A 12546-nucleotide genomic window follows, 5' to 3' on the forward strand; every position below is an offset into this window, starting at 1 on the left:
AATTATTAAAAATTAAGACTTGCTCCGAAACTGACTGTTTTCATTTGCGGATAAACATTGCCATAACTGGCATTAAGCTCCGGATCCCAGAGTTTAAATTTGCTGAATGTGAATAGGTTCACCCCTTGTGCATAAATTCTTACCGTTGATATCTTCGCACGGCTTACAATGCTTTTTGGTATGGTGTAGCCTATTTCAGCATTTTTCACCCGGATAAAACTCATGTCCCTTTGATAAAAAGTAGAGGATTGCCGGTTGTTCTCATTAAAAGCCAGTGACATCCTTGCATATTCTGCATTGGGATTCTGGTTGTTCAGAGACCACCTTTTGTCTGCTGCATCGGCAAGGATCTGTCCGTTTACCAGAATACTTCCCGCGGGTCCCTGTAACGGATCGCCGCTGATAATTCTGGTAACATGGCCAACGCCCTGAAAAAAGGCAGACAAATCAAAGTTTTTATACTTGGCACTCAATCCGAAACCATAAGAAATTTCCGGTACTGTACTGCGTCCGATGGCGATCTGGTCGTAGCTGTCGATGACTCCATCGGCGTTGATATCTTTATACTTAATATCACCAGGCACGACAGATCCGAATTTCTGAACAGGACTTTCCGCAATGTCCTCAGCGGATTTAAACAGACCAAGAGAAATTAAGCCAAACTGTTGATTGTAAGCCTGACCTGCAACCTGCTGATAGGCATAAATCGGGGTAGGGGCATCGTTATAAATGACTTTGTTTCTGTTGTATGAAAAGTTTCCACGGGCCGAAAGCATCCAGTCGCCTTTTACGTAGGTATATTCCAAAGAGCCGTCCATCCCGCGGTTGGCCATCTTACCCAGGTTCACATACTGTGCAATGTTGATCCCGACAACAGAAGGAACACTTTGCTGCAGAATGTAGATGCCGTCACGGCGCTCGTTGAAATAATCGAGCTGTAATTTCAGCTGGTCCCATATTCCCAGTTCAAACCCAATGTTGGTTTTGATAGCCTGCTCCCAGGCCACATCCGGATTTCCGGGATTGCCGGTGGCCACGCCCGTAATACTTTTTTGACCAGTAGTTCCAAAAATATACGAGCCGGAGTTCTGCATTTCGGAATTGTAAGCAAAGCGGCGGTTTCCTCCGATCTGGTCATTTCCTATGTATCCATGCGAACCGCGGAATTTCAGCAGGTTAACATCCGGTAATATTCTTTTAAAGAATTTTTCCTTACTTAAATTGTAACCAAAACCGATGGAAGGGAAAAAACCGAACCGGTGAGCAGGAGCAAAGTTTTCGGAGCCGTTGTAACCAAAATTGCCGTCAAAAAAGAACTTGTTTTGGTAGGCATAGGTGACACGCCCGGCAATTCCTATGTTGCGATATGGAAATGCAGCAATGTAGTTCCCTGGAAAGTTGTCGGTATGTTCTCTTCTTGTAAACAAAAACAAACCACCAACCCGGTGGTCACCAAAGGCATTGTCGTAATTAAAAGATGATTCCAGATTGGTGGTTTTCGTACCTCTGTTTGATCTGGACAAAGATAAATAGTCACTGCCATCTACGTTTTTGTGCAAAATCAGTTTGCCGTTCTCATCACGTCCGGTTGCGTAGTAGGTTGCCGGATTTTTGCGCTTATCCAGGGTTGACTCGTTGGTGGCATCCCACGAAAACTTGATATTGAATTTCAGGCCGGGAAGAATGTAATCTCCCAAGTCCTGAGTCAGGCTCATCAATGATTGGGAAGTGTTCCAGAAATCCTGAGAATACCCCGTGCCATTGAGTGAATAATATGGGTTGCTGCCTACCAGCGGCTGTGCATTGGTTCCGTCGGAATAGTAGGGGGCGATCGAGATCGGAGGTGTTGTCATCACGATCTGATACATGGTTGCCATATCTACGCCCAGCCGGTTTTTATTCTCATAAGTATTGGCCAGATTCAAACTCAGCTCTGTCGTTTTTGTTACATCCACATCCAGATTGGAACGAAAAGTGAATTTGTTATAGCTTACCGAAGGATTGTAGGATTTGGTTACAACGGGGTTAAAAAGCCCGTTTTCATTGTAATAAGAGCCGGACACATAATACCTGGCAATCTTTCCCCCACCAGAAACATTCAAATTCAAACGGTTGCTTGTTGTCGCTTCCTTGTAGATTGTTTTCATCCAGTCAACATTCGGGTACAGGTCAGGATCCTCTCCGGATAAATATTTCTGTCTGATGTGATCTGGAAAAGGAGTCGAACCATTTGCATCATAGCTGATATCATTGTAATAATCCATCCACTGACCTGCATTTGCAAGCTTTGGAAGTCTTACAGGCGCGAGTATGCCTCTTTCGTAACGGGTGTTTATGGTAGGTTTATCGGAGTACTTTCCTTTTTTAGTAGTGATCAGCACGATACCGTTTGCACCGCGTACACCATAAACCGCCGTTGCGCTCGCGTCTTTAAGAATCGAAAACGATTCAATATCTTCCGGATCCACCAGATCCATAGAGCGCTGAATACCGTCTACCAGAATTAAAGGTGTATTACTTGCTCCGAAACTGCTGATTCCGCGTATCCAGAAACTGGAACCCGAACCAGGTTCGCCGCTTCCCTGCACCGATACAATACCAGCAATCTGCCCGGCGAGCGCGTTACTTAATTTACTGACCGGCACTTTTAAATCACTTGCTGAAACAGATGAAATTGCACCCACTATACTTTCTTTGCGCTGTGTGCCAAAGGCAACAACGACAACTTCTTCCAGATTTTGGTTGTCCGGTCTGAGAATCACATCAAGTGTTTTACGATTTCCCAAAACAACTTCCTGCGTCACATATCCGATAAAAGAAAATACAAGCGTAACTTCTCCTTCCGGAACAGACAGGCTGTAGTTCCCCGATGCATCAGCAGATGCACCTCTGGCTGTTCCTTTTACCATGATATTTACACCAGGCAGAATTTCTCCTCTCTCGTCCGTCACCCTGCCTGTAATAGGGATCTCGGCAAGAGCCATGGAAACCTCCTTTATTTTTTTACCCATCGTTTCGATGGCCTTCACCCCGCTGGCCGGTGTTTTTTCAGGAATGTCTACAGGCTTGATGATTGGCTCGGGCGTATTTTTCTCATCCAGCAACACATAGGTTCCCTTTTTTACTTTTTTGAATTTGATGTTTGTCGTACGTAGAAGAAGTTCCAGATTGTACTCAAAGGATGCATTTGCCCGGATCGCATTAGCAGGCACCATGATTTGGGACAGAATCTTTTCTTCAAAAAGCAAATCGACCTGATATTTGTCTTTAAGAATCAAAAGCATGTCTTTCAGCTGAGCTGCTTGTGGACGCACCTCTGATTGCCGCACGACAGATTTTGAATTGGCAAAGAGCTGGCCAAATACCAGATTCGGAAATACCCCGATTGCAACGCAGAGCCAGAACCGCCTGAATAACAGTAGTTTTAAATTCATAAATCTATTAGATTGGGGTTGATAATTTAAATTAAGGGTTAGGAATTAATAAGATCTTATTGTCTGCTTTTGTGATTTCAAAACTGTACATGAAAGACATGCTGGTAAGGAGCTCTTCTGCATTTTTTGCAGGAAAGGAACCTGTGGCTGTACGCATTGCCAGGTTTTTGTCGTTAATGCGGACCACAACACCAAATACCTCACGGATTTTAACAGCAACCTCTTTGAGCGGAGTATCATCGAAAACAAATCGATGTTCTTTCCAGGCAGTTTGTTCAATAAGTTCAGTCTTGGAAAGCTGCTGCACCTTGATTTGGCCGTTACTTTCCACAGTAGCCCGATCTCCTGGCCGCATAGTAAGTGGTTTCTCTTTGGCATAAGAGGATAGCTGCACTTTACCTTTGTTTAAAACCACATTGGTGCGCTGCTTACGGGTATAGACCACAAACTCTGTCCCCAGCACGGTTATCAGGCTTTTATCAGCTGTATGTACCTTGAAATACTGGTGATCAATTGTATGTTTTACAGAAAATTCGGCTTCACCTTCCAGGAACACATGTCGTGTTGATTTTCCAAAGCCCCATCGGGGTACCTTTAATGAAGAATTTGCATTTAAAACAACCTGGCTGCTGTCATCAAGTGTAAAAGACTTTAATTCCCCAAAAGCGGTCTGATAGGTTTTGTACATCACCACCTCACGTTGGGTGTATATCAGTACGCTTAAAATCAGCATAACAGAGGCGGCCCATTGAAGCATCGTCTTTGTAGAAATACCTGGTGCCTTTATTATTTGTGGTTCGGAAACCGGTTCAGCTTTTTGCAGAATCCTTTCATCCATTCTGTTTAGCGCCAGTGAGGTATCAGGTAAAAATTGCGGTTGCATGGTTTCCCACTCTTCAAGCCATTCGAAGTATACTTCAACGTTCCGGATATCTGTCAGCCAATCTTCGATCAGTTTTTTCTGAAGTGCTGTGGAGTCACCCGAGAAGTATGAGAAAACGATATGTTTTGTAAGTTCTGGTCTCATTTTTATCTTTTTGTGTATGACAAAGACTGGAAAGTCTTCATGGCTAATAGATTTCCTATAACAATCCCGTTAAACCTGCGAGCAGGATTATGGTCTGGCTTTTAAGTGCTTTTCTGAATTCGGTCAGCGCTTTGCTGATGTGGGCTTCAACAGCCTTTTTTGAGATTTGAAGTTTGTCTGCTATTTCCTGGTACGATTTGCCCTCGAAACGACTCATCAGAAAAACTCTCTGGTTCTGTGGAGGAAGAGCGTTAATTATTTTTTCAATTTTCAAGTACAATTCGTCGAACTCCATGAGCTTATCAGGCTGCGAATGTGCCGATACCAGATCGTATTCGTCAAGTTCTTCGCAGGTTTCCTTATTCATTTCCCACCTGAGGTAAGTCAGGCATTTATTTCTGACGGAGATAAACAGATAGGCCCGAAAGGATGTCGTGATATTTTCGTGGGCCGATTTTTTCCAGAATGCAAAAAATACGTCAGCCACAATATCCTCTGCAATCTCCTTGGAATAGACGTATCTGACGGCATGGCTGCAGAGCGCCGCATAGTAATGACGAAACAACAGGTCGTAGCCTTTTTTGACATCTGTTAAAAAGACATTCCTGATAAAAAATTCTTTATCATTGTTGCTGTTGACAGGTGTTCTGCCTGTGTCTTGTGAAGGCGCTTGCTTTAAACTTTCCTGTCCGAACGCGTCGTTTGATGGATCTTCCGGTTGCTGTTGTCCCAATTTGCAAAATATAAGTTAACCTCTTTGTTGAAGAGACAAAATTTTTGAAAGGTACCCTACCTGCTAAATTTTGTTTTTGTAAAATATTTTTGAGCTTTTTTGAAATTGACCTTATCAGGAGTGTTTATCCTGATGACAAGTTATTATGAAAAAAAAAAGCGTCGCACACGCCCGTTTGTTTTGGCCGTTCTAGCAAATGAGGACTAATTCGAAATTAATAGATTTGCTTTGAAGAACTTACCGGCTGGTGAGGACGAACTTTATTTTATCTTTTTAGTCTTGATTAAGATTCAGACCTATGCAAATGGCAGACAGAAACTTGATTTCTGCTCGATGATTTTTGGCTCGGTACGTTAGAGTCGTTTTGTTTAGTGCTCAACCTGAAAATATGATTATGACAATAATAGCCAGATACTGGAAATATTACTTGATGCATTGATGGTCGGTATCATAACTTATTCAACGGTAAACAATCTCTGATAACCAACCTTTACATTTAGCTCAAAAATATTGTTTCTGAAAGCACCCGCCCTGTTGCTATCGAAAACTAACACTCACTGAGCACATGAAACTGAAACTACTACTAGCCGCCTTGCTCCATGTACTTTACATATACGCTAACGAGGCTTTCTCACAAGCGGCTAAATCCCGGTTATCATTTAAAGCTCAAAAGTTAATCACCCTGTCGGAAGGTTTTATCAAACGAAATGAATATGACTCGGCTTCTTTCAGGCTTAAAGAGGCCCTACAACTTTCGATCAAAGCTGATTCCCACTACGATATGGCGGTTGCCTACGACAAACTTGCAGATCTGAGCCAGTCCATGGGAAAATCGAATGAGATGAACAAATTCGACTCATTGGCATTTCCGGTAGTTAGACAATTAAAAGACAGCAGCTTACTCGTTAATATTTACAACCGAAAAGGAATCTACGCCATTGAAAGAGGTAAAAATCACGATGCGGATATCTTTTTTAAAACGGCGCTGGCATTAGGTCTCCAGAAGCAGGCCTCCGAGAAAACAGGAGAGGTATACAGCAATCTGGGTTCGATGTATCTGGCAAAGGGTGAAAAAGACAAGGCTCTTGAAAACTTTCTGAAGGCTTTAACGCTTTTCGAAAGGAACAATGCTGAGCAAGGTATGGGTGAAACGTACAGCAATATATCCTCACTTTTCTATCTTTTGGGAAAAGTGGACGATGCTATCCAATATCAGCAAAAAAGCATCACGATAAGAAAAAAGCTGGATGACAAAAAGGGACTGGCCGTTACGAATATCAACATCGGTCAGCTTTACATTCTCAAGGGGTCCCTTGAACTGGCATTAAATCATCTTCAGCAGGCACTACGATATGCCGAGCAGGTAAAAAACCCAAAGCTCATAGCCTCTGCTTACTCTGCACTTTCGGTTTATTATTCAAAAACAAAAAACTATTCGGAGGCGCTCAGCTGGCAGACAAAGGGCATTGCACTTTTTGAGGAAATAAATGATAAACAAATGCTTTCCAGACTGTATGTCTCGGCTGGCAACCTGGCTTCAGTTGCTAATGACTCTCTCAAATCGGTACTCTATTATAAAAAGGGATTGAATCTGGCCAGATCGCTGGACAACAAAGAAAATATTGCCAATGCCTATGAAAAGCTCAGCGCTTTCTACTTCGCCCGGAATCATTTTGAACAAGCCCACCTTTACTACAAACAATTTATAACCTACCGTGACAGCATCTCCGAAAAAAGCAACCTGGCAAAGATCACAGAGATCCGGACGTTGTATGAAACTGAAAAAAAAGACGGGGAAATATCACGTCTCAATGTGCTGCAAAAATTAAAGCAACTGCAAATCGAAAAACAAAATGTCATCATAGCCGGCAACGTATTGGAAGCAAAGCAAAAGCAAGCCGAAATAGAATTGCTGTCCACGGAGAAACAATTGAAAGACGACGCACTGGAAAAACAGAACCTGCTTACTAAAAACAGAGAGCAGCAGCTGGCCCTTTCTGAAAAGGAGGCATTATTAATGGATACGCAACTGTTGAATCAAAAAATAGTCCGGAACCTGCTGCTTACGGGACTCGTGCTGACCCTGGTTACGGGCCTGACATGGCTAAACCGTTTCAAACTTAAAAGAAAAATTCAGCAACAGGCCGACTTGCTGGCTATCCGGAACAGCATTAGTAAAAACCTGCATGATGAAATCGGCAGCACCCTGACAAGCATTAATATTTTAAGCAATGTCTCTCAGAAAACGCTCCTGAATAATCCCGTTCATGCCGGAGAAATGCTCGGGAAAATTTCAACACAGAGCAAAACCGTGCAGGAAAAGATGAGCGACATTGTTTGGGCTATCCGACCTGAAAATGAAAAAATGGAAAGCCTGGTGGCAAGGATTAGAGAATATGCCTCCCAAACACTGGAAGTATTGGATATTGATATCAAAATTGCGCTCGGGGATGAACTGATCGACCAGGAATTGCCTATTCAGGCGAGAAAGGAACTGCTTTTGATTTGCAAGGAGGCCATCAGTAATATTGCCCGACATGCTGGTGCTTCTACCGTCACGATGGAATTTGTGCGACATAACGAAGCGCTTCAACTGGAAATAAAAGATAATGGAAAATGGAAGGGTGGCGGAACCGGCACCGGAACCAAAAGTATGAGAGACAGAGCACAGCAGCTTGGAGGGGATCTCTCAGTCGTACCCGGTGATTCAGGAACGCTCGTTCACCTATTGATTCCCCTAACCTGAATATGGTATATCTTTCCAAAATAAATGGCACTACATTTGACCATGGCTGCAAAGGTACTTATATACGAAGACAACGAAAGTCTGCGTGAAAGCGTGGTAACGCTTCTGGAATGGGAAGGCTCCCTTGAGGTGGTTGGCGCCATGTCGGACGCGAGCTTTGTAAAAAAGGATATGCTTCGGTACAAGCCGGATGTGATCATAATGGACATAGAAATGCCTCATAGCAATGGGGTTGAAGCAACGAAAGCACTTCGGTTAGTAGACAAGGATGTTCCGGTTTTGATATTTACGGTTTTCGAGGACGACGAAAATGTTTTCAATGCCATTTGCGCTGGGGCAAGTGGTTATATACTCAAAAAAAACCTTGATTCCCTGCAATCTTCAATCAGAGATGTCATGGACGGAGGCGCACCGATGTCCGGTTCGATAGCCCGGAAGGTCCTCGGGTTTATTCCCAAATATGAAACCAAAAAAGACCCTGCCCTTGAATTGCTAAGTAAAAGAGAAAATGAAATTCTGGAATTACTGGTAAAAGGATACAGTTACAAAATGCTTGCTTCCGAATTGGGCATTTCCATCGAAACCGTCCGTGTCCACATTAAGAGTATTTACAGAAAGCTACATGTAAATAGTGCCACTGAAGCCCTGTACAAGGTTTCACTTGGTAAGTGAACTAATCACGTCCCGGCGGATCTCAAATTCCTTTAATCCCTTTTCAACCAACAGGCCCATTCGACCTGGCAATTCACATTGCAATTTTACAATCAGCGTGGCTCTGATAACTGTTTTGACCCCGGCTTTAAGCTTTCTGCACTAAGGTAAAAACTCCCTATACGGGTATTAAAAGTGGAATAACATTGCTTCACCACGTAGTTTCCCGTAACCCATATATGTTATTGCAGTGCGTGGGCTTTTACCTCAAATTTGCATATCAGGAAATTCGAAATCAGACCTTTCCATAACCCGGCAAGAAACCCGGTACCGCATTTCTTGATGATCACACACTCGGAAAAGATACATCATAAGGCAAACAATGAAGCATGTCAATTCAAATCTACTTTCTCTCTTAATCAAACAAACTATGGATTCTGTTCCTCTCTCGACTTCTTCGCCCATGGGAGCGAAACCTCGCCACCAATTGATCCAAATCAAAAGAATTATAAAAGGGCTGGTATTCTTTTGTGCTTGGCTACTGGTGGTTGTAGCAAATGCCCAGATAAAAAAAATTGCGGGTCCGGCGGGTAGTGAATCGTTTGGATTAGCAGTCACTGTGCTAACCAATGGGAACTACGTGGTGACGGACCCTCTGCATGACATACCCGGAATCACTAATGTGGGAGCGGTTCATCTCTATAACGGCATCACACATGCGCTGATTAGCACCATTACCGGTTCCGGCCCGAGCGATCAGGCAGGCAGCGGAGGGATAACTGCCCTCACCAATGGTAATTTTGTGATCAGCAGCCCTCAGTGGCGAAATGGTGGTTCTACGCAGGCAGGTGCTGCCACCTGGGGCAATGGAGTCACCGGTATATCGGGTGTAATAAGCATTGCGAATTCACTGGTAGGGAGCACTCCGAATGATAATGTGAGCTCGTTAGGTATCAGGGCGCTGCCCAATGGCCATTATGTGGTCGTGAGCCCGCATTGGGAGCATAACGTCTTGTTGATGAATGACGCAGGCGCGGTAACATGGGGAAACGGGACTACCGGAACAGCAGGACTTGTGTCTGAAAGTAATTCAATCGTTGGCAGCCGCTGGGACGATGCCGTAGGTAGCGAAGGAATAACGATCCTAACCAATAATAACTACGTTGTTACCAGTACAAAATGGGGTGGCAGCACCCCCCTTACTTCTCTGGGTGCTGTTACCTGGTGTAATGGGTCGGGGGGCTCTGCAGGGCGGGTGAGTCTTACCAATTCCCTGTTGGGAAGTTTGGATGGCGATAACATTGGTTCGTCCGGGGTGAAGGCTTTGCCCAACGGGAATTATGTGGTTTGCAGCCCTTCAAGCCGGCAGGGTGGGGTTGCCGAAGCGGGAGCAGTAACATGGGGGAACGGAGCCACGGGTACATCCGGCCTCGTCGATGAATCCAACTCCCTGGTTGGAAGTCACGCACAGGATCAGGTTGGATACACTGTGACTGGCGGGGTTGTCGTGCTCACCAATGGTAACTATATTGTCGATTCCGAAAATTGGGACAATGGCTCCATTGTCAATGCCGGCGCTGTAACCTGGTGTAATGGTGTTACGGGCCGGACAGGAGTTGTAACGGAAATGAACTCCCTGGTAGGAAGCACCGACGAAGATAAGGTAGGAGGAGGCTCTGGTGAAGGGAAGGTTGTAGCCCTAACCAATGGCAATTATGTCGTTTCGGCACCATTCTGGGATAATGGGGCCGCTATGAATACCGGGGCAGTTATCTGGTGTGACGGGAATATCGGCTCCAGCGGAACTGTAAATCCCGCAACAGCCATAATCGGTGCTCAGGCCAATGATCAAATAGCACGCGGCGGCGTCACCCCTCTTTCAAATGGCCATTATGTCATTTCAAGCCCATTCTGGGACAATGCAGCCGTTCCGGACGTGGGTGCAACCACCTGGGCGAATGGAACCATGACAACCGCAGGCACTGTCAGCATCAGTAATTCGATTATTGGAAGTTCTACCAATGACTTTCTAACGCAACGGATAGCGGTCCTTACGAACGGTCATTACGTCATATCAAACCGGTACTGGAACAATGGAGCAATCATAGATGCTGGTGCAGCCACCTGGCGAAATGGCAACGTTGCTACCAACGGAGTAATATCTGCTGATAATTCCCTGACCGGAAGTACATCAAGCGACAACGTGGGCCAGGATATCGTACCACTGCGCAATGGGAACTACGTGGTAGGCAGCCGCAACTGGAATAAAGGCGCTATATCTGATGCTGGTGCAGTTACATGGGGTGATGGCGCGACGGGCATTACAGGTCTGGTTAGTGAAGCCAATTCACTGGTAGGTAGTAGTACAAGTGATCAAATAGGAGTCCAGGCAACTGCTGGTCTTGACGTGGGTATACACGCCCTCGCCAATGGAAACTACTTAGTGGAAAGTCACCTTTGGAATAACGGCGGTGTGGTTGATGCCGGTGCTGTAACATTGGCCGACGGAACAAAAGCAGATACCGGAATCATTGATGCCAGCAATTCCCTGGTTGGCAGCACCGCAAACGACAATTTAGGATATTATTTTACCAGTCCGCTCACGGATGGAAATTATCTGGTCCGGGGTGTAAACTGGGATAACGGTCTTAATGTAAATGTCGGCTCGATGACCTTGGGAAATGGATCCTATGCGGTAACCGGTGTCGTCAATCCGTGCAACAGCGTCATAGGATCGGACGCCAATGAAGGCCCTAGCTTAAAACCTGTGTACAATTATCCAAAAGCTTATCTCATTGTAGGGACCCCTCAGGAGAACGCCATCAATATTTTCAAGCCTACCGGACAAGAACTGATCATGACTGCATCAGACGTTAACGTCAACATTACCGGTGTCAACCAGGTCCCGATTCTTGCCACGGGTGGCTGTTACATTCTGGCTAGTATCACGCCTAACGGGAGCGATCCGGTTAGCGGTAAGGTGCACACCCAGGTGTGGATCGAAGGTACCGTGCCTTCCACCCCCACCTATCCTTTTGTTGCCCGACACTACCAGATCACGCCCGAAAAAAGCATTTCCACGGCACGGGTAACATTGTATTTTACAAACAAAGACTTTCTTGAATTCAATAGTCATCCGGGCAGCATGTTAAACCTTCCGGCAAACGGAGGGGACGCGGTTGGTATTTCAAACCTTCGGGTCGAAAAATTCGCCGGAAAAAGTGACGACGGGACGGGCCTTCCAGCGACTTATCATGAAGGGTCCATGACCATCAATCCTGATGACAGTGACATTGTCTGGGACAATTACTCAAACCGGTGGGAGGTGAGTTTCGATGTTTCCAAAGGCTTTAGCGGATTCATTGTACATACCAACAGTGAGGCGCTTCCCGTTCGCCTGGTGTCCTTAACAGGAGAAGCACGGGAGCAAAATGCATTCCTGCAATGGAAAATAGCAGACCCAAAGAACTTCTATCGCTTTGAAGTGGAAAGAAGCACCGATGCCAAAAAATTTCAGCGCTTAAACAAAATAGCCTTTTCACCCGGTACTGATCAATATGATTTTGTTGATAAGGGCGCGGCCGATTTCACCAACGCTCAAAGTCAGCTCTATTATAGACTAAAAATGCTTGATCTTGATGGGAGTTACGCATATAGTCGAATCATTACCCTGAAATTTAATAACCTGTATACGACGTACGTCTATCCTAATCCGTTCAGTAACGAATTTTCAATCATTGCACCAAATAAAAATATCGCGGATGTAGAAATACAGTTTATCGATTCAAAGGGAAGATTGGTCATGACCAAGAAGGGCGCCACTGCTGATAGCAAAATCCACGTGACGAATTTGAAAATGCCACCTGGTGCCTATACCATCAGTGTCAAAACGAAAGCAGGAATTGTCATCCTAAAAGGGGTTAAGCAGGACTAAAACACAAGCATGAGGGAATTG

6 protein-coding genes are annotated in these 12546 nt (G+C 44.9%); 3 read left to right on the forward strand and 3 right to left on the reverse strand.

What is annotated here, in order from left to right; genetic code table 11:
- Nucleotides 1-5: 5 nt before the first annotated feature.
- Genes E0F88_RS15695 through E0F88_RS15705 form a run of 3 tightly spaced genes read right to left on the reverse strand, consistent with a single transcriptional unit; the run spans nucleotide 6 to nucleotide 5194 of the window.
- The gene (locus E0F88_RS15695) at nucleotides 6-3434 is read right to left on the reverse strand and encodes a SusC/RagA family TonB-linked outer membrane protein (protein ID WP_220466304.1); all 3429 of its coding nucleotides are present in this window, start codon (nucleotides 3432-3434) and stop codon (nucleotides 6-8) included.
- A gap of 31 nt (nucleotides 3435-3465) precedes the next feature.
- A complete protein-coding gene (locus E0F88_RS15700) occupies nucleotides 3466-4461 on the reverse strand; it encodes a FecR family protein (RefSeq protein ID WP_131959219.1) in 996 nt (331 codons plus the stop codon).
- 55 nt (nucleotides 4462-4516) lie between these two features.
- Nucleotides 4517-5194 carry an RNA polymerase sigma-70 factor gene (locus tag E0F88_RS15705; RefSeq protein WP_131959220.1) on the reverse strand — a complete coding sequence of 226 codons (678 nt, stop codon included), beginning with the start codon at nucleotides 5192-5194 and terminating at the stop codon, nucleotides 4517-4519.
- A 565-nt stretch (nucleotides 5195-5759) separates the two neighbouring features.
- On the opposite strand from E0F88_RS15705, the gene E0F88_RS15710 reads away from it, so the two are divergent.
- From E0F88_RS15710 to E0F88_RS15720, 3 genes are all read left to right on the forward strand, one after another.
- Nucleotides 5760-7940 (forward strand): tetratricopeptide repeat-containing sensor histidine kinase, encoded by a 2181-nt coding sequence (locus E0F88_RS15710; RefSeq protein WP_131959221.1) that lies wholly within the window; start codon nucleotides 5760-5762, stop codon nucleotides 7938-7940.
- Nucleotides 7941-7964: 24 nt separating this feature from the next.
- Nucleotides 7965-8612 carry a response regulator gene (locus tag E0F88_RS15715; RefSeq protein WP_229213782.1) on the forward strand — a complete coding sequence of 216 codons (648 nt, stop codon included), beginning with the start codon at nucleotides 7965-7967 and terminating at the stop codon, nucleotides 8610-8612.
- 409 nt (nucleotides 8613-9021) lie between these two features.
- Nucleotides 9022-12525, forward strand: a complete 3504-nt coding sequence (locus E0F88_RS15720; RefSeq protein WP_165940079.1) for a T9SS type A sorting domain-containing protein — start codon at nucleotides 9022-9024, stop codon at nucleotides 12523-12525.
- Nucleotides 12526-12546: the final 21 nt, after the last annotated feature.

It is taken from the genome of Dyadobacter psychrotolerans, assembly GCF_004349265.1.
In the GTDB taxonomy this organism is placed as follows: domain Bacteria; phylum Bacteroidota; class Bacteroidia; order Cytophagales; family Spirosomataceae; genus Dyadobacter; species Dyadobacter psychrotolerans.

Excerpts from the sequence above, each read along its gene's own strand:
- E0F88_RS15695 (WP_220466304.1), bottom strand. The coding sequence starts at position 3,434 with ATGAATTTAAAACTACTGTTATTCAGGCGGTTCTGGCTCTGCGTTGCA.
- E0F88_RS15700 (WP_131959219.1), bottom strand. The coding sequence starts at position 4,461 with ATGAGACCAGAACTTACAAAACATATCGTTTTCTCATACTTCTCGGGT.
- E0F88_RS15710 (WP_131959221.1), top strand. The coding sequence starts at position 5,760 with ATGAAACTGAAACTACTACTAGCCGCCTTGCTCCATGTACTTTACATA.
- E0F88_RS15715 (WP_229213782.1), top strand. The coding sequence starts at position 7,965 with ATGGCACTACATTTGACCATGGCTGCAAAGGTACTTATATACGAAGAC.
- E0F88_RS15720 (WP_165940079.1), top strand. The coding sequence starts at position 9,022 with ATGGATTCTGTTCCTCTCTCGACTTCTTCGCCCATGGGAGCGAAACCT.